Raw genomic sequence first — 24945 nt, 5'->3', positions numbered from 1 at the left:
GTCCATGGGTGACGACGAGAGCCGGTTCGAGCGCGGCATGCGGGTCCGGCGTGAGGTGCTCGGCGATTCGCATGTGGACCGGTCGATGGCGCGGGCCACCGACTTCACCCGGGTCGTGCAGGAGTACGTGACGGCGACCTGCTGGGGCGACGTCTGGTCCCGGCCCGGGCTCGACCGCCGCACCCGCAGCCTGCTCAACCTCGCGATGCTGACCGCGCTCAACCGCCCGCACGAGTTCTCCGTGCACGTGCGCGGCGCGCTCCGCAACGGCTGCACGCTGGACGAGATCCAGGAGGTCCTGCTACAGACCGCGGCATACTGTGGCGCGCCCGCCGCGCTGGAGTCGTTTCGCCTTGCCCAGCAGGTCATCGAGCAGGAGGCGGCCATCAGCTAGCGCCGCGGGCCAGCTCTTCGGCGAGGATGGGTACGGCTGTGGTCGCCGCGTGGATGCCGATGACGCTGGCGATCTCGAGCACCTCGACGATCTCCTCGGTGGTGGCGCCGAGGCGGAGCGCGTTGCGCATGTGGAGCTTGAGCCCGGGGGCGTAGAGGTGCGTGGCCGCCGCGTCGAAGGCGATGTAGACGAACTCCTTGACCTTCGGTGGCAGTACGCCGGTCCGCCACGGCACCGAGGAGAACTCCACATAGGCCTCGAACAGCTCGGGGTCAAGCTCCAGCAGGCCGTCCCAGAATTCGTGCCAGTAGCCGCGGTTGGCGGTGAACTCGGCCTTGAGCTTCTCCCGCCGCTCGTCGAGCGGTGCCGGTCCGGTGCGCCTGCCCTCCTCCTCCAGCACCTCGATGAGCAGCGGGATACCGATGTTGCAGGCGTGGATGCCCAGCGTGCTGGTCAGCTCCAGCACCTCCATCAGCTCGTCCGCTGTCGCGCCGAAGGCGATCGCGGCGCGGATGTGCTGGCGGATGCCCGGGGTGTAGAGATGGGTGGCCGCCGCGTCGACCGCGATGTAGATGAACTCCTTGACCTTCGGCTCCAGGTGGTTCTTGCGCCAGGGCACCGCCGACCAGTTCAGGTAGGCGCGCAGGAACGCGGGATCGAGTTCGAGTATCCGTTCCCACGTGTCGCTCCAGGTGGAGCGGACCGCGATGAACTCGTCCTTGATCTGCTGCTGTTCGGCGGTCAACACGGGCCACTCCCTCGTTCGTCGGTTTTCATGCGCGCCGCCAGCCAGGCGGCGACCTCGGTGTGGTCCGCGTCCGGCGGGAGCGCCTCGGCGGCCGCCGCCCAGGCCGCCAGCGCCGCCGCCGACACCGCGGACGGGGTGCCGGTCGCCTCCTGCAAGCCGAGCGCGATGCCCATGTCCTTGAGCATCAGGCGCAGGCCGAAGCCGGAGTCGTACGTGCCGGGGAGCACGAACCTTGGCCACTTGGTCTCGGTCGACCCGCTGCGGCCACTGGAGGCGTTGACGATGTCGAGCATCACGCGCGGGTCGAGGCCGAACGCCTGCCCGGCGAGCAGCGCCTCGGAGGCCACCATCAGGTGCGCGGCGGACATCAAATTGTTGAGCGCCTTGACGGCGTGGCCGGCGCCGACCACCTCGCCGGCGTGCACCACGCGCGAGCCGAGCGCGTCGAAGATCGGGCGGAGCTCGGCGAGCGCGGCGCCCGGGCCGCCGACCATGATGGTCAGGGTGCCGTCCCGGGCGGCGGCGACGCCGCCGGAGACGGGCGCGTCGACGAGCGTGACGCCGCGTTCCCCGGCGACACGGGCCAGCGAACGGGTGCGGCCGGGGTCGGAGGAGCTCATGTCGACCAGCAGCGTGCCGGGACGGAGCCGGTCGAGGAGGCCGTCGCCCAGCAGGACCCGCTCGACGACCGCCGAGTCCGGCAGCATGAGGAGCACCGTGTCCGCTGTGGACACACCGGTCACCGTGGCGGCGAGCGCGGCGCTGCCGGCGAAGCGTTCGCGGGCGGCCGGCACCACGTCGTACACGCACAGGTCGTGCCCGGCCGCGACAAGGCGCGCGGCCATCGGTCCGCCCATGTTGCCCAGCCCGACGAAGCCGATCACGTCCGGGCCAGGTAGTCGTCGTCGGCGACCGGATCGCGCCAGGCCGTCTGGCCGAGCGAGACGGCCAGGTGCACGAGGTACGTGTCCGGTGCGCCGCCGTGCCAGTGCGCCTCACCGGGCGGCACCCACACCGTGTCGCCGGGGCGGAGCGCCTGTGGGTCCCCGCCCGCCGAGCAGACGAGCCCGGCGCCGGCCGTGACGAGCAGGATCTGGCCCTTTTCGTGGGTGTGCCAGTGGGTCCGGGCGCCGGGTGCGAAGAAGACGCTCGCCACCGTGACGTCCGGCCCGGACCGCAGCGGGTCGGCGAACACCGTGCCGGTGAACATGGCCGTGCGCCGCTCCGACGGCAGCCGGTCGGCGTGTGCCCGGACGATCTCCATCAGTGCTCCTCCGGTGTGTGCAGGCGCGTCCCGCCGGCGAGGTCGCCGATCGCGTCGACGACCCGGTTGCTTATCTGGTCGGCGTAACCGAGGTTGTTGGCGAGCCCGAACGCGGCCAGTGGGCCGGCCGCCGACAGCGACGGCACGCCGAGCTGGGCGAGGCAGTCCACGTAGAGCGTGACGTCCTTCGTCATCAGCGCGTTGGTGAGACCGCCTTCGAGGTAGTCGCCCTTGACGATGTGCGGAAACCGGTTGAGCGTGGCGAAGTTGACGCCGCTGCTGGCGTTGAGCACGTCGAGCACCTGGTCGAGGTCGAGGCCGGCCCGCTTCGCCGCCACCATCACCTCGGCGGTGGCGGCGAGGCTGATCGCGTTGAGGAAGTTGTTGAGCACCTTCGTCGTGTGGCCGGCGCCGGGCTGTCCCATGTGGATGACGGCGCGGGCGAAAGCGGCGAACACCGGCTCCATCGTGGACAGCGCGTCCGGCGAGCCGCCGACCATGACGGTGAGCGTCCCGCGCTCCGCCGCGGCCGCGCCACCGGAGATGCCCGCGTCGAGGTACTCGACACCGATGGCGGCCAGCGCCGCGTGCACGCGGACGGTCGAGGCGGGTGCGGCGGTGCTGAGGTCGACGACGATCTGGCCGGCGCGGCCGGACTCCAGGACGCCGCCGGGGCCGAGCACGACCGCCTCGACGACCGTGCTGTCGGGCAGGGAGAGCAGGACGGCGTCGCTGGCCTCCACCACGGCTCGCACGTCGCCGGCCGCCTCGGCGCCCGCGGCCGCGGCCCGCGAAGGCTCGGTGTCGAAGCCCAGCACCGGCGTGCCGGCGTCGACGAGCCGGCGCGTCATGCGTCCGCCCATGTTGCCCAGGCCGATGAAACCCACCTTCACGGAGTGCTCCTCCCGTAGAGGGCGCGGTCGTACGCGGCGAAGTCCCAGGCGCCGGCGCCGCCCGAGGGCCGTACCGTGCTCACGATGTTCGCCCCGCCGTCGACCGAGACCACCTCGCCGGTCATGTACGCGGCCTCGTCGCTGAGCAGGAAGGCCACCACGCTCGCCACGTCGTCGCCGGTGCCGGCCCGGCGCAGCGGGGTGCTGCCGGCCCGGCGCACCATGTCGTCCTTGCCGCCGACCGCGCCGGGCGCGCCGGCGAACAGGTCGGTGGGCACGATGCCGGGCGCGACCGCGTTGACCCGGACGCCCAGCGGGCCGCCGTACATCGCGGCGCCGTGCAAGACGCCCAGCACCGCGTGCTTGGACGTCTGGTAGGCCAGGAGGTCCGCGCTGCCGCGCAGGCTGCCGATCGAGCCGGTGATCACGATGCTGCCGGTGCCGCCCTGCGCGGCGTACTGGCGGAAGGCCGCCCGCACGCCCAGGAAGACCCCGCGCACGTTCACCGCCATCACCCGGTCGAACTCCTCCACCGTCAGCTCGGGCAGCCTCGCGAACGAACCGGAGATGCCCGCGTTGAGGTGGTGCAGGTCGACCCGGCCGAACCTGTCGACGGCGGCCGCCATGTACGCGGCGACACCGTCTTCTGTGGACACGTCGGCGCGAACCCAGGCACCGTCGGCGTTGTCCACCGCGACGACGTGCGCTCCCGCCTCGGCCAGCCGCCGCGCCGTGGCCGCCCCGATGCCGCCGGCCGCACCGGTCACCACCGCGACCTTGCCCGCGAGCCCGCGCACGCCTACCTCCCGCCCAGCGCGATGGTCGCGGCGAGGCCGTCGCCGACGACCGGAAACCGCCGCATCACGTCCGGGTCGTGGCCGGCCACGAGGCGGTGCGTGTCGGCGAGCTCGCGCAGCAGCTGGAACGCCCCGTACATCGCCGGCAGGTCGGCGACATGCGCGAACGGACGGTCACGATCGAGCTCCTCGTAGTAGTGCAGCGCGTCGGAGGCGATGACGACGTCGCCCACCAGGACGATGAGCTGACCGGGAGTGTGCCCGCCCACCTCCACCAGCTCGATGCCGCCGGCCAGGGTGGTGCGGCCGTCGACGAGGTCGAGCCGGCCCGCCGCGTGCGCCACGCGCAGGGCCGCGACGTCTTCGTCCTCGACGGAGCCCGCGAAGAGCGGCTTGCGGGCCATCGGGCCGGTCCAGAAGTCGTACTCGCGGCGGGACATCACCAGCCGGGCGTCCGGAAAGACGCGCAGGTTGCCGATGTGGTCGTAGTGGCCGTGGGTCAGCACGACCGTCGTCACCTCGCCCGGGTCGACGCCGAGCCGGACGAGGGCCCGCTCCGGTGGGCAGAGCATGGTGCGGTGGCGGCGCCCACCACTCGCGTCGTTGAATCCACAGTCGACGAGCGTGGTCCGGCCGTCGAGCCGCACGACCCAGAAGTAGTAGTCCATGACGACACCGGCGTCGGGCTCGCCGTACGTGTCGTAGTGCAGGAAGACCTCGCTCCTGCGGGTCGTCCGCGTGCCGTACCGGACCGCGAGCACCTCGTGCTGCGCCTTCCACGCTCCGTCGCTCGGCGCTCGTTCGCCGTCGTGGTCGAGACCCGTAGCCTCCCGACTCCCGCTCATGGCAACAGCAGCTGCGCCGCGTTGGTGCCCACCATCTGCCGGGCGTCCGCCGCGGAGACGCCGGCGTCCAGCATGCCCCGCACGGCGCGGCGGTAGAGCGTCACCGGCAGCGGGTTGTCCTTCTGCCCCGAGTCCGAGGACATGATGGTCTGCCCGGCACCGACCGCCTCGACGAACGAGAGAAGCTCCCCGAGGTCCCGGCGGCGCTCCGGGCGGCCGAAGTACATGACGGCGCAGTGTTCGATGTAGACGCCCTGCCGTGCCCAGGCCGCCGCCTGCTCCACCGAGGCACCGACGACGAAGCACGGGTGGTTGACGACGATGCGCCGCACACCCGCCTCCAGCGCGGCGTCGATCAGCCGCTGTGACTCGGTGACGCCGAGGTGGCCGCAGGTCAGCACCGCGTCTTCGGACGCGACAACCGACAGGATGTCCCGGACCACCGGGAGTACCGCGCCGCTCTCGTCGAGGATCGAGATGACCTCCTGCGGACGCAGCTTCACCACCGAGGTGGGGAAGCCCGTGTCGTGCTCCTCGTGGTGGCGCACGTGCGCGGCCGAGGTGAGCGTGGGAAACCACACCACCCTGCCGCCCATCCGCAGCGCCAGCTCGACGGCGTACGGGTTGAGGCCGCCGACGGTCCGGTTGAGCGCGATGCCGCCGAAGACCTCGATCGGGAGGTCGGCCAGCCCCGCCGAGCGCAGCGCCAGGATGTCGCTCACCATGCTGTGGTGATGTGACTTGGCCACGATCGCGCGAAAGCCGGCTCCGGCCGCGTCGCGCGCCGCGTCGAGGATGCTCATCCGCCGCGGGAAAGGACTCGGTCCGGGGTGTTGATGCAGGTCGACCGCGCCGACCAGAAGGCTGTCCACCTCCTCGTCGGGCAGCCTCCGGTCCGCGTCGAGCTCCGGGTCCCAAAGGGAGACCTCCGCGATCATCCCGCCTCCTCGCGTCTTCACTCGGTCACCAGGACCTGGTCTTCGGGCCGCCAGTGGGCGACCACGGTGGCGCCCGGTTGGACGGCCGCCGGTGTGCCGACGGGCAGCGCGGCACAGCCGACCGAGCCGTCGCCGTAGGTCAGCTCGAGCCGGTAGTACGTGCCGTAGAACGAGACGTCGGTGACCACCGCCTCGGCGGCGTTGGCGCCTGGCGGCACCGACGCCTCGTCGAGAGCGACGCCGGTGCGCTCGGGCCGCACGATGAGCACGCTGCCGCGGTCCGGGTCGCCGACCGTCCACTTGCGATCGCGCCATTCGTACACGCCACCGCCGCGGTGCTGGCCCGCGAAGACGTTGGACTCGCCCAGAAACCGCGCCGCGAACTGGGTCGTGGGCCGGTGGTAGAGGTCGGTGGGTGTGCCGACGGAGTCGATCCGGCCGCGGTCGAAGATCGCGATCCGGTCGGACAGCGTCATGGCCTCGTCCTGGTCGTGTGTGACGAAGACGAACGTGAGCTTCAGCTCGCGGTGGAGCCGCTTCACCTCACGCTGGAGCGACTGCCGGAGCTTACGGTCGAGCGCGCTCAGCGGCTCGTCGAGCAGCAGCACACTGGGCGAGAACACCACGGCGCGGGCCAGCGCCACCCGCTGCTGCTGGCCACCGGAGAGCTCGTGCGGGCGGCGCTTTTCCATCCCGCCCAGGTCGACGAGCTCCAGCGCCTCGCCCACCCGCCGTTCGATTTCTACTTTGGACACCTTGCGCTCGCCCAGCGGGAAGGCCACGTTCTGGGCCACGGTGAGGTGCGGGAAGAGCGCGTAGTTCTGGAATACCATGCCGAACTCGCGCTTGTGCGGCGGGAGCCGGGAGATGTCCCGCCCGTTGAGGCGGATGCCACCCGACGTCGGCGTCGTGAAGCCGACGATCATGTTGAGCGTGGTCGTCTTGCCCGAGCCGCTGGGGCCCAGCAGCGTGACGAACTCGCCTGGCTCGATGTCGAGGCTGACGTGGTCGACCGCGGGCGTCTCGCTGGACCCGTATCGCTTGCACAGGTCCACCAACTCGATGCGCCCGCCACCGGCCGTCCGGATACTCACCGGCTACCTTCCCTTTCCGCGCCGCGCGCTGACGACTTGGGCGAGCAGGATGGGCACGCTCACCAGGACGACGATCAGGCTCGACGCGGCGGAGATCGTCGGGTCGATCTGGACGGTGACGCTGTTGAACATCTGGACCGGCAGCGTGACCGCACCGGGCCCTTGGAGGAACAGGGCGATGACGACCTCGTCCAGCGACGTCACGAACGCCAGCACGGCGCCGGACATGATGCCGGGCAGCAGCAGGGGAAACGTCACCTTGCGGAACGCGGCGAACGGGCTGGCGCCGAGGCTCGCCGCGACGCCGGGCAGCCGGCCGTCCATCCCCTGCAACCGCGCGGTCACCGCGATCACCACGAAGGGCAGGGCCATCGCGGTGTGCGCCAGGATGATGCCGATGAGCGTGCCGTTGAGGCCCACCTGGAGGAACGCGGCGAAGACCACCAGCGCGACGAGGATGTGCGGCACGATGAGCGGCGAGAGCAAAAACCCGGTGAGGGCGCCGCGCCAGCGCGGGGAGAGCCGCATCAGGCCGAGGGCCGCCGTCGTGCCGAGCACCGTCGCGAGTAGCGCGGTGATGAGCCCCGCCTGGATCGAGTTGAATATCGCGGCCGTCCACTCCGGCGAGGTGAAGAGCCGCTCGTACCACTGGAGCGACCAGCCGTTCGGCGGAAACTGGAAGGTCCTTCCCGAGGAGAAGCTCATCGGGATGACCACGAGGGTCGGCGCGACGAGGAGGACCGCGACGAGCCCCGTGTGCACCTTGAGCCAGGGCCGCATCTCCGTCGGCTGGTCTTCCCGGCCGCGCGAGCGGGCCGGCTGGTATCCGGGTGCGACGGACGAGACGCGCTGCCCGGCCAGGCGGCGGCTGACGCCGAGCACGACGAGGGTGACGACGAGCAGGAAGACGCCCATCGCGCCGGCGCCCCCGAAGTCGAGCAGCTCCTTGGTGCGCACGTTGATCACCTGCGCGATCATCGCGTTTCGCGTCGACCCGAGCAGGGCCGGCGTGACGTAGAAGCCCAGCGCCAGCACGAAGACGAGCGAGACCCCCGCGACGACGCCCGGCATGGAGAGCGGCAGGTAGATCCTGCGGAACGCGCGCCCGCGCGGCGCGCCGAGGCTCTGCCCGGCCGCCAGCAGCCGCCGGTCGATCTGGTCCATCGCGCTGTACATCGGGAGCACCAGGAACGGCAGCAGCACCTGGGTCATCGATATCGCGACGGCCGTCGTGGAGCCCAGCAGCGTGACGTCGCCGAGCCCGAACGGCGAGAGCATCCGCTGCACCATGCCGTCGTCCTGCATCAGGACCATCCACGCGAAGTTGCGCGCCAGCATGCTCGTCCAAAATGGAACGAGTACGACGGTCACCAGCACGGCGCGCATGGTCGGGCCGACCAGCGTCATCGCGTACGCGTACGGGTAGGCGAGCACCACGCCCACGGCCGAGACCACCAGCGCGACGAGCAGCGTCCGGCCCAGCACCCGCAGCGTGTAACCGTCGGTGAAGAGCGAGGCGTAGTTTCCGAGGCCGATGTCCGGCTCGGTGACGCTGTCCACGACGACGTTCGCGAGCGGCAGTACGAAGAAGACAGCCAGGGCGACGAGCGACGGCAGCAGGAGCAGCCATCCGGCGCCCTGCTTCCGGTCGGCGCGGGCCCGCCCGAGGCGCCCCGTGGGGGGCGCCTCGGCCGTGGCTGTTGGCGCGGCCATTCGCGTCAGCCGACCTTCCACGCGGTCCAGCGCTTGACGACCGCGTCGGTGTTGGCGATCCACCACTGCTTGTCCTGCTCGACGAGCCGGCCACGGTCGGGCAGGAACGCGTTGAACGCCTTCTGCTGCTCGGTGTACCCGATGGATGTGACGTCGACGTCGGTCCGGGCCGGCGCCGTGCCGGTCAGCTTGGCGTACGCGGTGGCCTGGGCCGGTTCGGTGACGAACGCGAGCATCTCCTGGGCGAGTTGCTTGTTGGGGCTGCCCTTCGGGATGACGAGGGCGCCGATGTCGGTGGTGTTGAAGTCCCAGACCGGGACGAGCTTGGCGCCGCTCTGCGAGGTGACGATCGACCGCGCCGTCACGGTGAGCACCATGCTGGCCTGCTTGTCGACGAGCTGTTGCTGGATCGCGCCGTAGCTGGGCGCGAAGACGACCGAGCTCTTGATCGTGTCGATCTTCCGGAGAGCCCGCTCGAGGTCGAGCGGGTAGACCTTCTCGGGCGGCACGCCGTCGGCGACGAGCGCGGCCTCGAGGAGACCGGCCTTCGGGTAGTCGTAGACGATCCGCTTACCCGGGAAGCGTTTGACGTCGAAGAAATCTTCGATCCTGGTCGGCTTCTCGCCGGGGAAGAGGTCCGCGTTGTAGCTGAAGATGTTGGCGTACCGGTAGGTCGGTACGAAGCACTCCCCCGTCGTACCCTCGGGAAACTTGCTGCGGTCGAGGGCGGGATCGTCGAGCTTCTCGTACAGCTCGCCGCAGTAGGCGCCGGCGTAGATCCAGCTCATGTTGGCCAGGTCCCAGATCGTCTTGCCCGCCTTGACCATGGTGCGGACCTGGGCGATCTCGGCCGGGCTGACGTTGGCGAACTGGGTGCCCGTCTTTGTGGTGAAAGGCTCCTGGAGGGCCTTCTTCTCGTCTTCCTGAAACTGTCCGCCGGTGCTCGCCCAGGTCAGCTTCTGCTCGCCGCCCGTGCCGCCGGACTCTCCACCCGCGCCACAGGCCGTCAGCATCAGGGAACCGATCGCGGCCACGGTTAAGAACCGAAATGTCCTCATTTTTCGCCTTTTTTTCGACGATCGATTGGGAGCTATCGCGTCCGGTACGTCAGTCCGACCCGCCTTCGAGCGGGCTGACCATCCGGCGACTGATCGTTTCCGCGCCCGCCAGCAGAGCGCGCGCCACCGGGCTGTCGCTCTCCATGGGCACGAACTGGGATATGCCGACAACGGCCAGCGTGGCGACGACCCGACCGGCTGGATCCCGGACCGGAGTCGCGACCGCGCTCACGCCCTCGTTGCGGCTCGCCCGGACCGCGATCCCGGTCCGGCGAACCTCCGCCAGCTCTTCCTCGGTCGCGTCCGCCGCCCCCGCGCCGAACCTGTAGAACGACTGGCCGCGGAAGGCCCAGAAGACCACGGCCTGCGCCGTGCTCGGGCCGAGCCGGCTGCCGACCGCGATCGACACGTGCGCGGTGCGGCTGCTGTCCTCGTGCACCCGCGCCACGGTGGGACCTTGACCGTTCCACACGCTGAGCACGACCGTGTGGCGGACGCGCACGCTGATCTCTTCCATCACCGGACCGGCGAGGTCGGTGACCCCGAGCCGAGAGAGCGCCATCGTGCCCAACTCGGCGAGGAGGACCCCGAACTCGTACCGGTTTCGGTCTCGGCGTTGTAGCAGGCTGTGGTTTTCCATCGACGCGAGGTAGCGGTGGGCCGTGGACTTACCCACGCCCAGCTCCTCGGCGGCCGACACCAGGTCGATGGTCTCGTTGGCCGCCAGCAGCCGGAGCAGCTGGACGACGCGCGCCACCACCTGGATGTCGCCGCTGGCGATCTCGAGCCCGTCGGCGGCGGGACGCGAACCCCGGGACGGGTTTGTCATGGGTGTCCTCCTCGCCACCTCGGGCGCCGTCCCGCATTGCGGGGCGACCATCCAGCTATCCGGTACGGCGAATGTAGGTGATCACGCCCGAGCCCTGTCAAGCCCTCGACGAAGATTTCAACCGGATTGCCGAGGAGTTAGATCTTGCCCCTTGACGGGATCAGACAGGAGAGCCCATCCTGCATTGCAGGATACTTACCCCGGTAGACGGGATATCGCATGGATCTGACCGCCGTCGTGACCGGCGCGGCCCGCGGCATCGGCCGCAGCGTCGTGACCCGGCTGCGTGCCGAGGGCTACCGGGTCGTCGCGGTCGACGTCTCGCCCGCGGTCGCCGATCTGGCCGAAGACGGCCGGGTGGTGCCGCTGCCCGCCGACGTGACGGCGGCCGCGACACCGGACGCCGCGGTCGCGCGCGCCATCGCCGCCTTCGGCCGGCTCGACCTGCTGGTCAACAACGCCGGCCGGTTTCTGCGCCGGCCCATCCTCGACACCACCGACGACGAGTTCGACGCCCTCTTCGCGGTCAACGTCCGGCCGGCGTTCCGGTTCGCGCGGGCCGCTCTGCCCCACCTGACCGACGCCGGCGGCTGCATCGTCAACGTCGCGTCGATCTCGGGCCTGATCGGCGTGCCCAACCAGAGCGTGTACGCGATGACCAAGGGCGCGGTCGTCCAGCTGACCCGCCAGCTCGCGATCGAGTGCGCGGGCCGCGGCGTGCGGGTGAACGCGGTGGCACCGGGCGCGGTCGACACCGAGTTCATGGCCGAGGCGCGGGCGGCCGACCCCGACCCGGCGGCGAGCCTCGCGGTCACCTTGAGCAACCATCCGATCGGGCGCATGTCCACCCCGGACGAGGTCGCCCGCGCGATCGTCTTCCTCGCCTCGCCGGAGTCCGCCGGCATCACCGGGACCATCCTCAGCGTCGACGGCGGCTACGTCGCCCGCTGACGCCGCACCGATCGGCCCAGCTCACGCGGCGGGCGCTGGCTATGCTCAACCAGATGCTGCTCCGTGAGGGGCGGGGGCCCGATTTGTCATCGAGAATCACCGTCGGCGTGCTAACGCCGCTGCTGTCCGGACACTATTTCGGAGGGCTGCTGCGGGGTGTCGCGCGCGCCGCCGCCGCGGCGGGCGGCCGCGTGGTCGCGGTGCAGACGTTCGACCCCGGTGTCGACGAGATCGCTTACCTGGACCTTTCGAACTTCCGGCGGCCCGTCGCCTGGCGCCACGTGGCGGGCTTCGTCGTGGTCCTCAACTCGGCCGACCGGCCGTACCTGGACGCGCTGCGCGACGCCGGCAAGCCGGTCGTGATGGTGAGCCAGGAGGTGCCCGGCTTCGACTGCCCGGTGGTCCTGCCCGACAACCGCGGCGGCACCCGGCTGGCCGTCGAGCACCTGATCGCACACGGACACCGCCGGATCGGGTTCGTGGGCTGGATGGCGCAGGAGGACATCCGGCAGCGGCACGAGGCGTACCGGGAGACGCTCGCCGCACACGGCCTGCCGTACGAGGAGGGCATGCTCTTCCCCGCCGGCGACAACGTGACGACCGGCGGCGAGGTGGCCGCCGAGCTGATGGTCCGCGCGGGCATGCCGGTCACCGCAGCCTTCTGCGCCAACGACTACAACGCGGTGGGCCTGATCCGCGGGCTCACCGCCGCGGGCCGCACGCTGCCGCGCGATCTGGCCATAGTCGGGTTCGACGACGTGACCGCCGCGCAGCACGTCGTCCCAAATCTGTCCACTGTGGAGGGGGCCTTCGACGAGGTGGGGCAGGAGGCGGGCGAGACGCTGCTGGCGATGCTGGAAGGCGGTGACGTGCCGGCGGGAAAGCGGTTCGCCCGCGAGGGCCGGTCCCGCCTCGTGGTGCGCCAGTCGTGTGGTTGCCGCCCGCGCCAGCCCGGGCCCGACGCGGCGAGCGCGCCGCTGCGGCTCGCGGCCGAAAACCAATATCTGGAACAGGCGCTGAGCAGCCAGTACGGCATCTCCATGGAGCTGCTGCGCAGCGAGGGCAACCCGGCGGACCTGGGGTGGCTCGAGCGTTCCCGGGCCACCGCCGGGTGCCTGGGCCTGTGGCTGCCCGACCGGACCGCCGATCCGCTGCTGGATATCGCCGGCACGTACCACCGCGACCCGACCCGCCAGCTCAAGCCGGAGAGCCCGGTCACGGTCGACGCGTTCCCGCCGGCCGAGCTGATCGACGAGTCAGATCCCGGCGCCGGACAGATCGCGTTCGTGGTGCCGGTGCGCCTGCGCGACAGCGACCGCGGGATGCTCGCCCACGTCGGCCCGATCGACACGCAGAAGTCTTCGATCGTCGAGACCGTCAACCAGTGGGCGGCGTTGCTCTGCGGCATGCTCGACCACCGGGAAGTGGTGACGTCCCTGCGGCGGCAGGAAGAGCAGCTCCGCCACGCCGCCCTCTACGACCAGCTGACCGGCCTGCCCAACCGCACGCTCTTCCTGGAACGGATCGGCGGCGCGCTCGGTCGGGCCGGTGGCGGTTCGGGCTACCGCTTCGGCGTGCTCTTCCTCGACCTCGACGGCCTCAAGGTGATCAACGACAGCCTCGGGCACCTGGCCGGTGATCGCCTGCTGTGCCAGGTGGCGGAGCGGATCAGGGCGGAGGTGCGGCCGGTGGACACGCCGGCACGCTTCGCGGGCGACGAGTTCGCCATCCTCGTCGACGGCATCGGCGACCCCGCCGCGCTCGCCGCCGTCGCCGAGCGTCTGCGCGAGGCCGTCGGCCGACCGCAGATGGTGGCCGGCCAGGAGGTGGTCGTGAGCGTCAGCATCGGCATCGCCGAGGGGACCAGCGACTACCAGAGCGCCGAAGACCTGCTGCGCAACGCCGACATCGCGATGTACCGGGCGAAGACGCGCAAGAAGGGTTCACACGCGGTCTTCGACGTGTCGATGCGCGCCGAGGCGGTCGACCGGCTGCGTATCGAGACCGAGCTGCGCCAGGCCCTCGCCGACAGCCGGCTGGAGCTGCACTACCAGCCGATCGTCGACCTCGCCGCGGGCACGACGGTGGCGCTGGAGGCGCTGCTGCGGTGGCGCCATCCGACGCAGGGCCTGCTGCCGCCCGCGCGGTTCCTCCCGGTGGCCGAGGAGGCCGGGCTCATGGTGCCGATCGGCCAGTGGGTGATCGGCGAGGCGTGCCGGCGGCTGGCCGGCTGGCGCCGGGCCGGCACCGTCCCCGACGACCTATGGGTCAGCATCAACCTGTCGGACCGGCAGTTCTGGTACGGAGACGCCGCCGCGACCGTCGCCGCGGCGCTGCGCCAGGAAGAGCTGCCCGCCCACTGCGTCGCGCTGGAGATCACCGAGAGCGTGGTGGTGCACGACGTCGGCGCCGCCCGGCGCATGCTGCACGACCTGCACGGCCAAGGGCTGAAGCTCTACGTGGACGACTTCGGCACCGGCTACTCGTCGCTGAGCCTGCTGCGCGAGCTGCCCATCGACGCGCTGAAGATAGACAAGTCCTTTGTGAACGACGTCGCCTCCAGCGCCAGGGCACGCGAGCTGATCCGCACCATCATCCTGATGGGACACAACCTGGGCATGGGCGTGATCGCCGAGGGCATCGAAGACCGCGAGCAGCACGCCGTGCTCCGCGAGCTGGGCTGCGAGCTCGGCCAGGGCCACCTCTTCTCCCGCCCGGTCCACGAGACGGCCTTCGGACCCCGGGGTCACCGTGGTCGACGACCGCGGTGACCCCGAAATCCGGTTACTTGCCGAGGAAGGCGAGCAGGGCTTCGTTGACCTCGTCGGCGTGCGTCCACAGTAGACCGTGCGGCGCACCGTCGACCTCGACGTAGTCGGCGGCCGGCAGCAGCCGGTGGAACGGGCGGGCGGTGGCGTCGATGGGCAGGATGTTGTCGGCGGTGCCGTGCAGGATCAGGGTGGGCACGTCGACCTTCGGGATGTCGCCCCGAAAGTCGGTGACCCAGGTCGGCACCGCGGCGCTGGAGGCAAACCAGGACGCGCCGGCGGCGACGTTCCAGCTGTTGCGCAGCGCCTCCTCGGAGAGCCGGGTGCCGAGGTTTTCGTCGGTGTTGTAGAAGTCGCGGTAGAAGGCGGTGAAGTAGGCGTACCGGTCGCGGGTCACGGCGTCGAGGATCCCGTCGAAGACCTCCTGCGGCACCCCGGTGGGGTTGTCGTCGGTCTTGAGCAGGAAGGGCTCCAGCGAGGCGAGGAAGGCGGCCTTGGCCACCCGGGCCGATCCGTACCTGCCGAGGTAGCGGGCGACCTCACCGGTGCCCATCGAGAAGCCGACCAGGACGACGTCGGTGAGGTCCAGCGTGTCCAGCAGGACCTTCAGGTCCGCGGCGAACGTGTCGTAGTCGTAGCCGGTGGTCGGCTGGCTGGAACGCCCGAAGCCCCGGCGGTCGTACGTGATGACGCGGTAGCCGGCCTGGAGCAGCACCGCGCTCTGCTTCTCCCACGAGTGCCCGTCCAGCGGGTAGCCGTGGATGAGGACGACCGGCTGACCGGAGCCGTGGTCCTCGTAGTAGAGGTCGATGCTGGTGTCGTTTTCCGAGCCGACGGTGACGAATGGCATCTCTGCCTCCTGCGATCTGGGGAGAACGATCGTTCTCACCGCTGCGATGTAGTCTAGAGAACGAGCGTTCTCACGACACCGTGAGAGGTGTCACCGCACGTGGTGGGACGGAGGGGAATATGGACGACGAGACGGCGCGAGCCCAGGTGCTGGCGGCGGCCGACCGGCTCTACTACCGGCTCGGCATCCAGGCCGTGGGCATGGACGCCCTGCGGGCCGAGTCGGGTGTGCCGCTCAAGCGGCTCTACCGGCTGTTCTCCTCCAAGGAGGCCATCGTCGAGCAGGTCCTGCTCGGCCGGCGCCAGATGTGGCACACGCTGGTCGACGAGGCGATGAGCACCGGCGACTCCCGCGAACGGCTGCTCGCCCTCTACGACGCGCTGGCCCGCTGGTTCGACCAGGACGACTTCCGCGGCTGCGTGTTCATCAACTCCTTCGGCGAGCTGGGCACGACGGCACCCCGGATCGCCGAGATCGTGCGATCGCACAAGGCGGAGTTTCAGGCCCGGCTGACCGCGCTCGTCGCCGAGGCCGGCGGGCCGCCGTCGCTCGCCGCCCAGCTGGCGATCCTCGCCGAGGGGGCGCAGACAACGGCGGCCATCGCCGGCACGAGCGACGCGGCGCGGCAGGCCCGGCAGGCGGCCGAGATCCTGATCGACGCCACGATCGGCAGCGCCGCTTCGAAGACGGAAGGTCTTAGCGGGCGCTGATGCTCATGGGTAGGCCGCCGCGGACGCGGAGGGAGAGCATCGGCTCGGGGACGACGGCGTAGCCGGGGACCTTGGTGAGGCGTAGTTCGCGGGCGACCATCGCCACCACGAATGTGGCCTCCAGCATCCCCAGGTTGTTGCCGACGCAGAACCGCGGGCCGGCGCCGAACGGGATGTACGCGTACCGCGGCCGGTCCACGGCGCGGGCGTGGTCGAAGCGCTCCGGGTCGAAGCGCTCGGGCTGGTCCCAGAAGGCCGGGTGCCGGTGCAGGGTGTACGGGCAGATCAGCACGTCGGAGCCGGCCGGGATGTCGTAGCCGCCGACGACGTCGGGTTCCTGGGCGAGGCGGGAGAGCATCCAGACGGGCGGGTAGAGGCGGATGACCTCCTCGACGACCATCGCGGTGTACCGCAACCGGTGCAGGTCTTCGTAGGTGGGCAGGCGGTCGCCGAGCACCTCGGTGGCTTCGGCGTGCAGCCGCTCCCACACCTCCGGGTGGCGGTCGGCCAGGTAGAAGGTCCAGCTCAGCGTGCTCGCCGTGGTCTCGTGGCCGGCCAGCAGCAGGGTGATCATTTCGTCGCGCATGCGTTGCCGGCCCACCTTCGGGTCGCCCTCGCGCGAGGTGGAGTCGATCAGTCGGGACAGGGCGTCGTCGGCGGCCGGGCGGTCACCGCGCCGCCGTACCAGCTCGTCGACGATCCGCTGGAGCTCGCGGCGGGCGCGGCGGAAGCGGAGCTGGTGCGGCAGCGGCACCCACATCGGCACCATGCTCATCGAGACCATCTCGAACATCGCCTGGTCCTGCATCGCCTCGAAGGACGGCCCGATCTCCCGGAAGCCGCCCAGGTCGGCGTCGAGCAGGGTGCGGCCGAGCACGCCGAGGGTGAGGCCGGTCATCTCGCGTACGACGTCGACCGGCTCACCGCCCGCGTGGGCCCGCAGGCGGGCGACGAGGCCGGCCGCCTCCTCCGCCACGATGCCCGCCTGCTGCGCTATCCGCTTGGCCTGGAACACCGGCTGGATCACCTTGCGCTGCTTGCGCCACAGGTCGCCCTCGCTGGTGAGCAGGCCGTCGCCGAGCGCCCGCTTGGCCTGGGCCAGCCCGACGCCCTTGTGGTAGTTGGTGGGGTTGTCCGCCAGCACGTACTTGGCGTGGTCGGGGTGGTTGAAGAAGTAGAGGACCTTGGGGCCGATGGCGATCCGCACCGCGTCGCCGTAGGCGGCGGCCGACGACATCAGCCCGAGCCGGTCCCGTACCAGCTTCCAGAGCAGGCCGGGTGCCTTCCGGGCCGGTGGCCCGGGCGGCACGCGTCGAGTGGGGGCAAGGGTCATGTCGTCACCTCCGCTGACACGGCGGCCGCGCGGAACCGGCCGTTGATGAAGACCAGCACGTCGTCGTCGGAGCGCCGGTCCAATGAGACCACCTTGCCGAGGAAGATGGTGTGGTCGCCGCCGCCGTAGGCGCGCCACAGCTCGCATTCGAAGTGGGTGACGGCACCGCCGATCAGCGGTGCGCCGGTGAGCCCGCCGGGTTGCCAGGACACGGGTTCGAACTGCGCGATCCCCAGTGGACGCCAGCGGTTGGCGAAGTGCCGTGCCACGTCCTCCTGGTCGGCGGCCAGGACGGACACGCCGAAGCAGCCGGCCGCGGTCAGGTTCGTGTGCATGATCGCGTCCCGGTCGACGCAGACCAGCGCCAGCGGCGGGTCGAGCGACACCGACGTGAAGGAGTTGGCCGTCATCCCGTGCGCGACGCTGCCGCCCACGGTGACGACCGTGACACCGGTCGCGAACGTGCCGAACGCGCGCCGCAGCAACTTCGCGTCGGTGACCCCGCCGGCCGTCGTGGATCCGTTCACGCTCGCCTCCCCCATCGCTACACCCGGGCGGGTGCGTACGGCTCGAGCGCGCTGGCCAGCGCCTCCGGCACCCTTGTCGGCACGGTGGCGGTGTTCGGCCCGCGCATGCAGGCCACCCGCTGCCGGCCCCGGGCGACGAGGGTCTCGCCGCCCGGTTCGAGCCGCACGTAGTCGAAGCTGAACTCGATCTGCGTCTGTGCCAGGTCGACCAGCCGCATCCGGATGGAGAGCTCGTCGAAGGCGGTGATCTCGGCGTAGAACTCGCAGTCCACCTTGAGCGTGAACAGCTTGAGGTCGCCCTGGAGGTCGGCGAGGACCGCCGGCGCCCGCTCCTTGAGGAACATCTCCCGGCAGCGCCCCTGCCAACGCAGGTAGTTGACGTAGTAGACGTTGCCGACGATGTTGGTTTCCTCGAAGCCGACCGTGTGCGCGTACTCGAAGTACTTGTCCATCTGCTACTTCCATCCGTCGGTGAGGATCGCGATCGCGACCGGTTCCGCGGTGTCACGCAGGCTCGTGACAAGCGTGGCGATCCGGAGGGTGCCGGAGGCGAGGACCAGCCAGGCCTCGTGCCGCTGCGGCGTGACGGTGAGCGGGGCGTGCGCGGGCAGGCCCGCCTTCTGAAGGCACTCCATGGCCGCCCACACCCGCGTGGCGGCCGTGTCCGCCGACTCGCCCAGCTCGGTGCGGACCAGGTCGGCCAGGCCGGCGTGGCCGCCCAGCAGCGTCCGCCAGTCCGCCGGATCCCGGTCGGCGACCGGTTCCACGTCGCAGGCGACGGTGCCGGTGGCCGCGACGACCAGCGTCACGCCCGCGCCGTGCGAGGCCGAGATGGCCCGGTCGCCGTCGACCTCCGGTCGCCCGTCCGGGCGGTACCGGACCTGGGTGGGTCCGCCGAGCGCGCGGCTGGCGGCGAGCGCCGTCTGGTCGCGGTGGTACGCCTCGCGCTCCCGCGGGTAGGGCTCGACGGCCACCGCGGCCCGCAGGCCGAGCAGGTCTTCCAGCGCACGCTCCAGGTAGGGCCCGAGCAGCGGGGCGACCCACGGCCCGCGGCCGTCCTTCTTGCGCACGGCCTGGAGACGCAGGCCCTCCCACCGTTCGACGACCTCGCCATCCTTGGTACGCACGGCGATGTCGTAGACGTAGGTGTCGCCGTCGCGGCTGCGTTCGGTGGCGCAGAAGCGCACCTCGCCCGCGGTGGAGAGCTTGTCTCCGGCGGGGTGCACCCGCTCGATGCCGGCCGGCAGCAGGGTCGCGTGCGGTACGCAGACCTGGTTGCCGTGCATGAGCGCGTCGCGCATGCCCGGGTCGCCGAGCAGCAGCTCGCCGGGAAGGTAACCGGCGAACCAGTTTCCCGCCTCGACCGCGGCGACGTCGACGTCGACCTGCCGCGCGGCCGCCCGGTGGTAGCGCAGCAGCCGGTGGAAACGTCCACCTTGGAACAACGTGTCCCCGTACAGGTCGCGGGCCGGATCCAGGGCCACCGCGGGCAGCCCTTCGGCGACCTCGTCCGGCGGCCCGTCCGGTACGCCCGCACCGGTGAAGCGCAGCCGGGCGTGGAAGTGGTCGGCCGCGAACCCGGTCTCCGAGCTGCGGATGGCAACGTCCACTGTGTCGTCGTCGGTGACGACGGCGGCGATGCGGATCGTCGTGGTCCCGTCCGGCGGCACCACGATCGGCCGCTCGAACTCGATCCGTTCCAGCACCGGCACCGTGCCCCGCCCGGTGACCGCGGTGGCCACCTGGGACATCGCCTCCATGCCGAACACCGCCGGGAAGAGCAGGTTGCCGTCGAGGCGGTGGTCGGCGAGGTAGAGGTCGGTGCCCGCGTTCAGGTCCACTTCGGAGACCAGCTCGACTCCGTGGTAGCGGACCAGCGGCTTCTCGACGAAGCGCAGCAGCGGCAGCTCGGGCAGCTCGCGCCGGACCGTGTCGATGCCCTCGGTCCGCCCGCTGACCACCACCACGCCGGGGGTGTCGGGGTCGGCGAGCAGCCGCCGCATGATCTCGACGCCCTGGTCCGGCGAGATCGGCGTGATGCCCTCGCGGTAGAGCCCCTCGACGACGGAGAGCCGCTCGCCCATGCCCACGCCGGACCAGACCGACCACTCCATGCAGAGCGCGCGGCAGTGCGGGTGTGCCTCGGCGTACCCGGTGGTGAGGTCGGCGAGCCACTCGTTCGCGGTGGCGTAGTGCGCCTCGCCGCGCAGCCCGGCCCGGCCGATGATGCTGCCGAACGTGACGAGCAGGCGCAGCCGGTCGCCGTCGACCGCGTCGAGCACCGCGCGCAGCCCGTCGATCTTCGGGGCGAACGTGCGGCGGAACGCGTCCTTGTCGAGGCTCGTCAGCGCGGCCGGCTCGTTCCGGCCGGCGCCGTGCAGCACGGCCGTGACCGGGCCCAGCTCCGCTGTCACGCCGGCGACCGCCTCCCGTACCCGCTCGGGGTCGGTGACGTCGGCCCGCGCGTAGTGCACGCGCACACCGGCGTCCGCCATGCGGCGCAGGTTGGCCGCCAGCTCCGGGTCCGCGTCCGGGTCCGAGCGGCCGAGTACGGCCAGCGCGGCACCGGTGTCGGTCGCCACCGCGAGCGCGCACTCGGCGGTGATCCCCTTGCCGCCGCCGGTCACGAGCAGCACGTCGGAGCCGTCCAGCGGTGGACTCGTACGGGCCGGGCGCACCGGCATCGGACGCAGCGTGGGCACCCGCCGCACACCGGCCGCGTCGTAGTACGCCTCGCTGAAGCCGGTCGTCGCGGCCACCTCGGCCAGCACCCGGTCCGCCGCCTCGGGCGTCGGCGGCAGGTGCACGATCGTGGTGCGCACGTGCGGCGCCTCCAGCCGGAGCGTCTTGGCCAGGCCCGCCGCGCCGCGGCCGTGCTGTACGAGCACGAACCGGTTGCCGGTGGCACCGGTCGCGACCGCGTTGGCGCCCCAGAGGGCCAGCTCCAGGTGCTCCTCGGTGCAGTCTTCGGGCAGGCAGACGAGCACCCCGCCGCCGACGTTGCCGCGTTCGAGCGCGCGGCGCAGCGGCTCGGCTAGCAGGCTGTCCCCGGCCGCGTACACCCGCCAGGCGCCGTTGCGCTCGGGTGCGACGCGGGCCGGGAGCGGCGACTCGTCGAGGTCGAGCGTGAACGCTCGGGCCCACGCCGCGGCACCCGCCACGACCGCCGGCCCGGCCGCGTCTCCCGCCTGGGTGGTCTCGGCCAGCTCGGCGAGCGCCTGGGCCAGCTCGGCCACGGTGGCGGTCGCGAAGTTGGTCGGCGCCTGGGCCGGCGACAGCCCGAAGTGCTGCGCGGCCTGGTTCATCACCTGACCGACCGTGATGGAGCTGAGGTGCAGGTCGTCCAGGAGCCGGCTGTCCTCGCGGACCATATCCACCGGCAGCTCGGCCCGCTCGGCCGCCAGCCGGCGCAGCACGTCCACACTGGACTCTGCCGGGTCGACCACGGTCGCCGCGCCCGGTGCCGCGGCCGCCGGTGCGGCACCGACGCCGCCGCGCACGTCCACCACGGGGGCCGCCTCGCACGGGTTGGCGAAGAACTTGAACTCGGTGCCGACCTGGAGCGGCCGGGTGAGCCGGCCGTGGAAGAGCGTGTCGTGCACGCCCGCGGCGCCGACCACGTAGGCCGCCGCCACCACGCGCAGCAGCCCGGCCAGCGACTCGTCGTCGGTGTCGAGGGCGACCGCCGGCACGTCCGTCGTGGCGCCGGCGAGCCCGCTGAGCACCCGTCCGGGCCCGACCTCGACGAGCAGGTCGATGTCCTTGGCGGCGAGCGCCACCGCCTGCGCGAAGAGCACCGGGTCGGTGATCTGCCGGCGCAGCAGGGCGGGCACGTCGGTCTCCTGCGCCAGCGCCTCACCGGTCACAGTGGACACGATCCGCCGCCCGACCCGGCCGAAACGCTCGCCGGCCAGCCGGTCGCCGAACGCGTCGGCGGCCGGCGCCACCAGCGGCGAGTGGAACGCGTGCGACACCGACAGCCGGGTGCATTGCAGGCCCGCGTCAGCCGCCTTGCGCGCGGCCGCCTCGATCGCCTCCACGGTGCCGGCGACGACCGTCTGGGTTGGACCGTTGTAGCCGGCGATCACGACCGGCAGGCCGGCCACGAGCGCGCCCACGGTCTCCGCCGACGCGCTGATGCCGGCCATCGTGCCGGATGCGCTGTGCTCGGTCATCGTGCGGCCGCGGACCGCGGCGACCCGCAGCAGGGTCTCCTCGTCCATCGCGCCGGCCCAGTGCAGCGCCGAGATCTCGCCGAGGCTGTGTCCCACCGCGACGGTGGCTTCCAACCCGAGCGTTTCGAGCGCGCGCAGGCCGGCCATCGAGCCGGTGACGATGCGCGGCTGGGCGACCGCCGTCGCGACCATGTCGCCTCCGGTCGGCAGGGCCGCCTTGCTGTACACCTCGTCGACCTCGGCGAACCGGCGGCGCAGCGCACCGCCGCTGGTCCCGCGCCCCGAGCCCTGGCCCGGGAAGAGGTATCCGATCCGGCCCGGCCCGCTCGTGTGACCGAGGAAGCTGCGCCCGTCGGCCGCGAAGAGCGTCGTCTCACCGGCGTCGAGCGCGTCGCACACGCGCCGCAGCCGCTGCTCGGCGTCTTCCGGCGAGGAGACCACGACCGCCGCCCTGTAGGGCAGGTCGCGCAGCTCCCGGTGCAGCGTGGCGGCCAGGTCGGCGAGTTGGGCGTACGCCAACCCGGGCACGAACTCGACGAGCCGCTCCAGCCGCTCGCGCAGTTCCTGCGTCGTGCCCCCGTCGACCACCAGCAGCTCGACGTCCTGTCCCGACGAGGCCAGGGCGCGGGTGCGGCTGTCGAACGAGATCCGCCGCGGCGGGTCCGACTTGTCCAGCACGACGTGCGTGTTGATGCCGCCGAACCCCATGGCCGTGATACCGGCGCGCACCGGCATCCCGGCCGGCCACGCCTCCGCCTTGCGCAGCACGCGCAGCGCCGCCGAATCCTCGGTCAGCACCGGGTGCGGGTCGACGCAGCCGAGCGTCGGCGGCAGGACCTCCTGGTGTACCGCCATCGCGGCCTTGATCAGCCCGGCGACGCCGGCCGCGGCCTTGGTGTGGCCGATCATCGCCTTGATCGAGCCGATCGCGGCGGGCGCCGCTTCCGGGGCGGCGTCGCGGCGGGCCTGCGACAGCGCCTTGAGCTCGGTCGTGTCGCCGACCGCGGTGCCGGTGCCGTGGCCCTCGAAGAGGCTCACCGTGCCGATGCCGAAGCCGGCCCGCTCGTACGCCCGGCGCAGGGCGAGCTGGTATCCGCTCACCTCGGGCCGGGTGATGCCGCCCTTGCCGTCGGAGGAGATGCCCCAGCCGGCGATCGTGGCGTAGATGCGGTGTCCGGCGGCGATCGCCTCCTTCTCCCGCATCAGCACGACCATGCCGCAGCCCTCGCCGGGCCAGAAGCCGTTGGAGCCGCGGTCGTACACCTTCATCTCGCCCCGGGCGAGCGCGCCGGTCTTGGCGAAACCGATGATCTCGAACGGGTCGATCGAGAGGTCGACGCCGCCGGCGACCGCGACGTCCACCTCGCCGTCGATGAGGTTCTTGCTCGCGGTCGCGACCGACAGCAGCGAGGAGGAGCAGGCGCCGTCGACCGTGAAGCCGCCGCCCTTGAGGTCGAAGTGGTTGCAGATCCGGCCGGCGATCGTATTGGACAGGCCACCGGCCAGGGTGTCCTCGTCGACCGCCGGGAACGGGCTCTTGAACGTCGCTTCGAAACCGTCCAAAAAGGACGTCAGCTGGTCGTCGTCCCAGTCCTGCTCCTTGAGCGCGGCGGCGACCATGCGGCGCACGTACGGCCACCGCAGCCGCAGCTGGTTGGCGCGGGAGAACTCGCCGGTGAGCGTGTTGCCCACGATCACGGCGGTGCGCTCGCGGGGCAGCCCCTCGGCCATCGGGAAGCCCGCGTCGGCCAGGGCGAGCGCCGCGGTGTCGAGCGCGAGCCAGTGGGTCAGGTCGGTCGAGCGGTACGTGCTGCCGGCGACCTTGTAGGCGATCCGGTCGAACTCGTACCCCTCGATGACCGCGGCGTTGCGGGCGTAGAAGCGGTCCGGCGTGGCCGGGTCCGGGTCCCAGTAGTCCGCGAGCCGCATCCGCACGTCCGGCAGCCGGCGGAAGGCGCGGCGCCCGGCGAGTGCGTTCTCCCACAGCTGTCGGGGTGAGGTGGCGTCCGGGTAATGGCAGGCCATACCGACGATGGCGATCCGGGTCATGCGTTCACGACCTCTTTCTCGCTGTGGTCCTTGCCGTTGGGCGATACCGCCGCTGCCGGCTCGGGCGTCGCGACCGCGAGCGCCGCGGCACGCTCGGCCCGCTCGCGCTCCTCACGGGCCTTGTTCATGAAGTGGACGGACCAGTGGAAGCCGCCCCGGATCAGGCAGACGATCGCGGTGGCGAAGAAGATTCCGTACGCGATGCCGGCACCGGTGAGGAACCCGTAGACGACCGCGACGCCGGCACCGAAGGCCAACTGTGCGGCGGGCTTGGACGGGCTGGTGCCCGGGTCGGTGACCATGTAGTTGGTGAAGAGCACGAACGCGACGCCGGTCATCATGATCAGAGCGGCCGGGATCGACGTGTCCAGCACGACGCCCCGGAAGATGGCCTGGATGGCGAACATGCCCAGCCAGCCGACGATCAGCCACATGCGGCCGGTCAACATTCCGTTGATCATGGTGCCGCCGAAGATGATGACGGCGGGGATGATCCAGTCGACCGGACCGCCGACGTGCTCGGTGAAGTGGTACGGCGGCGCGACGCTGGCCCACGGGAAGACGAGCAGGATCACCGTGATGCCGAAGTTCGACGGGTTCATGTAGTGGCGCAGCCGGCCGCGCACCGGGGCCCGCAGTACCCACTTGGCCCCGATCGCGACCGCGACCCCGAACATCATCGGCAGCAGCCGGTCGTTGACGTAGATCAGCATGTTCAGCGCGAGGCTGGTGATGTGCGCCGGGTAGAGGAACTCCACCATCCCGCGCACGCCGTTGCCCATGAACCGCGGCGAACGTCCCTCGGCGCGGGCCCCGATGATCTCCAGCGCGATCTCGATCGTGTAACCGGTCAGGATGGCGATGATCGGCCAGGTCCACGGCTGCTCGAACCCGAAGAGCGAGTACCCGAGGATGTTGAACACGGTGATCGAGATCGCGAAGTTGCGAAGCGCCTTGATCACCTTAGGGTCGTGGCGTGGTGCGTTGGTCTGGGTCGCGGCCATGTCCG

General features: G+C 71.4%; 21 protein-coding genes. 4 read left to right on the top strand and 17 right to left on the bottom strand.

Going from position 1 to position 24945, the window contains the following annotated elements; genetic code table 11:
- Positions 1-4 precede the first annotated feature (4 nt).
- The gene (locus ACTMTJ_RS22155) at positions 5-394 is read left to right on the top strand and encodes a carboxymuconolactone decarboxylase family protein (protein WP_441219504.1); all 390 of its coding nucleotides are present in this window, start codon (positions 5-7) and stop codon (positions 392-394) included.
- Here ACTMTJ_RS22155 and ACTMTJ_RS22150 read toward each other — a convergent pair.
- The 11 genes from ACTMTJ_RS22150 to ACTMTJ_RS22100 form a co-directional block, all read right to left on the bottom strand.
- Positions 387-1142 (bottom strand): carboxymuconolactone decarboxylase family protein, encoded by a 756-nt coding sequence (locus ACTMTJ_RS22150; RefSeq protein ID WP_441219502.1) that lies wholly within the window; start codon positions 1140-1142, stop codon positions 387-389. The genes ACTMTJ_RS22155 and ACTMTJ_RS22150 overlap by 8 nt on opposite strands.
- Positions 1136-2026 (bottom strand): NAD(P)-dependent oxidoreductase, encoded by an 891-nt coding sequence (locus ACTMTJ_RS22145; protein ID WP_441219500.1) that lies wholly within the window; start codon positions 2024-2026, stop codon positions 1136-1138. Before ACTMTJ_RS22145 ends, ACTMTJ_RS22150 begins: the two co-directional genes overlap by 7 nt.
- A complete protein-coding gene (locus ACTMTJ_RS22140; RefSeq protein WP_441219498.1) occupies positions 2023-2406 on the bottom strand; it encodes a cupin domain-containing protein in 384 nt (127 codons plus the stop codon). The genes ACTMTJ_RS22145 and ACTMTJ_RS22140 overlap by 4 nt, the downstream gene beginning before the upstream one ends.
- Complete coding sequence (locus ACTMTJ_RS22135) at positions 2406-3299, bottom strand: NAD(P)-dependent oxidoreductase (RefSeq protein ID WP_441219496.1); 894 nt, start codon at positions 3297-3299, stop codon at positions 2406-2408. The genes ACTMTJ_RS22140 and ACTMTJ_RS22135 overlap by 1 nt, the downstream gene beginning before the upstream one ends.
- On the bottom strand, positions 3296-4096 hold the full coding sequence (locus ACTMTJ_RS22130; RefSeq protein WP_441219494.1) for an SDR family NAD(P)-dependent oxidoreductase: 801 nt from the start codon (positions 4094-4096) through the stop codon (positions 3296-3298). The genes ACTMTJ_RS22135 and ACTMTJ_RS22130 overlap by 4 nt, the downstream gene beginning before the upstream one ends.
- A gap of 2 nt (positions 4097-4098) precedes the next feature.
- On the bottom strand, positions 4099-4941 hold the full coding sequence (locus ACTMTJ_RS22125) for an N-acyl homoserine lactonase family protein (RefSeq protein ID WP_441219492.1): 843 nt from the start codon (positions 4939-4941) through the stop codon (positions 4099-4101).
- Positions 4938-5879: a DUF6282 family protein gene (locus ACTMTJ_RS22120; RefSeq protein ID WP_441219490.1), complete on the bottom strand. Its 942-nt coding sequence runs from the start codon at positions 5877-5879 to the stop codon at positions 4938-4940. Before ACTMTJ_RS22120 ends, ACTMTJ_RS22125 begins: the two co-directional genes overlap by 4 nt.
- A 17-nt stretch (positions 5880-5896) precedes the next feature.
- Positions 5897-6973, bottom strand: a complete 1077-nt coding sequence (locus tag ACTMTJ_RS22115; protein ID WP_441219489.1) for an ABC transporter ATP-binding protein — start codon at positions 6971-6973, stop codon at positions 5897-5899.
- A gap of 3 nt (positions 6974-6976) precedes the next feature.
- On the bottom strand, positions 6977-8686 hold the full coding sequence (locus tag ACTMTJ_RS22110) for an ABC transporter permease subunit (protein ID WP_441219487.1): 1710 nt from the start codon (positions 8684-8686) through the stop codon (positions 6977-6979).
- A gap of 5 nt (positions 8687-8691) precedes the next feature.
- Positions 8692-9699, bottom strand: coding sequence for an extracellular solute-binding protein (locus ACTMTJ_RS22105; RefSeq protein WP_441219485.1), 1008 nt, complete (start codon positions 9697-9699; stop codon positions 8692-8694).
- Positions 9700-9793: 94 nt separating this feature from the next.
- On the bottom strand, positions 9794-10573 hold the full coding sequence (locus ACTMTJ_RS22100; protein WP_441219483.1) for an IclR family transcriptional regulator: 780 nt from the start codon (positions 10571-10573) through the stop codon (positions 9794-9796).
- 219 nt (positions 10574-10792) lie between these two features.
- Between ACTMTJ_RS22100 and ACTMTJ_RS22095 the strand changes: the two genes are divergently transcribed.
- Together ACTMTJ_RS22095 and ACTMTJ_RS22090 are read left to right on the top strand one after the other, a co-directional pair.
- On the top strand, positions 10793-11524 hold the full coding sequence (locus tag ACTMTJ_RS22095; RefSeq protein WP_441219481.1) for an SDR family NAD(P)-dependent oxidoreductase: 732 nt from the start codon (positions 10793-10795) through the stop codon (positions 11522-11524).
- A 53-nt stretch (positions 11525-11577) separates the two neighbouring features.
- A complete protein-coding gene (locus ACTMTJ_RS22090; protein ID WP_441219479.1) occupies positions 11578-14295 on the top strand; it encodes an EAL domain-containing protein in 2718 nt (905 codons plus the stop codon).
- 13 nt (positions 14296-14308) lie between these two features.
- Here the strand turns inward: ACTMTJ_RS22090 and ACTMTJ_RS22085 are convergent, their stop codons facing one another.
- Complete coding sequence (locus ACTMTJ_RS22085) at positions 14309-15142, bottom strand: alpha/beta fold hydrolase (protein ID WP_441219477.1); 834 nt, start codon at positions 15140-15142, stop codon at positions 14309-14311.
- A gap of 119 nt (positions 15143-15261) precedes the next feature.
- On the opposite strand from ACTMTJ_RS22085, the gene ACTMTJ_RS22080 reads away from it, so the two are divergent.
- Complete coding sequence (locus ACTMTJ_RS22080) at positions 15262-15852, top strand: TetR/AcrR family transcriptional regulator (RefSeq protein ID WP_441219475.1); 591 nt, start codon at positions 15262-15264, stop codon at positions 15850-15852.
- On the opposite strand, the gene ACTMTJ_RS22075 is transcribed toward ACTMTJ_RS22080, so the two are convergent.
- From ACTMTJ_RS22075 to ACTMTJ_RS22055, 5 genes are read right to left on the bottom strand one after another with little or no spacing between them, the layout of a single operon-like run.
- Positions 15839-17185: a cytochrome P450 gene (locus ACTMTJ_RS22075; protein WP_441219473.1), complete on the bottom strand. Its 1347-nt coding sequence runs from the start codon at positions 17183-17185 to the stop codon at positions 15839-15841. The genes ACTMTJ_RS22080 and ACTMTJ_RS22075 overlap by 14 nt on opposite strands.
- On the bottom strand, positions 17182-17712 hold the full coding sequence (locus tag ACTMTJ_RS22070; protein WP_441219471.1) for a flavin reductase family protein: 531 nt from the start codon (positions 17710-17712) through the stop codon (positions 17182-17184). Before ACTMTJ_RS22070 ends, ACTMTJ_RS22075 begins: the two co-directional genes overlap by 4 nt.
- A gap of 17 nt (positions 17713-17729) precedes the next feature.
- Complete coding sequence (locus ACTMTJ_RS22065) at positions 17730-18164, bottom strand: acyl-CoA thioesterase (protein WP_441219469.1); 435 nt, start codon at positions 18162-18164, stop codon at positions 17730-17732.
- A gap of 3 nt (positions 18165-18167) precedes the next feature.
- On the bottom strand, positions 18168-23936 hold the full coding sequence (locus ACTMTJ_RS22060; RefSeq protein WP_441219467.1) for a type I polyketide synthase: 5769 nt from the start codon (positions 23934-23936) through the stop codon (positions 18168-18170).
- On the bottom strand, positions 23933-24940 hold the full coding sequence (locus ACTMTJ_RS22055; protein WP_441219465.1) for an enediyne biosynthesis protein: 1008 nt from the start codon (positions 24938-24940) through the stop codon (positions 23933-23935). Before ACTMTJ_RS22055 ends, ACTMTJ_RS22060 begins: the two co-directional genes overlap by 4 nt.
- Between the last annotated feature and the right edge of the window lie 5 nt (positions 24941-24945).

Source organism: Phytohabitans sp. LJ34 (genome assembly GCF_052068095.1).
Taxonomy (GTDB): Bacteria; Actinomycetota; Actinomycetes; order Mycobacteriales; family Micromonosporaceae; genus Phytohabitans.
Note: the sequence above shows the minus strand (reverse complement) of the source record. Positions and strands in the feature narration are given on the sequence as shown.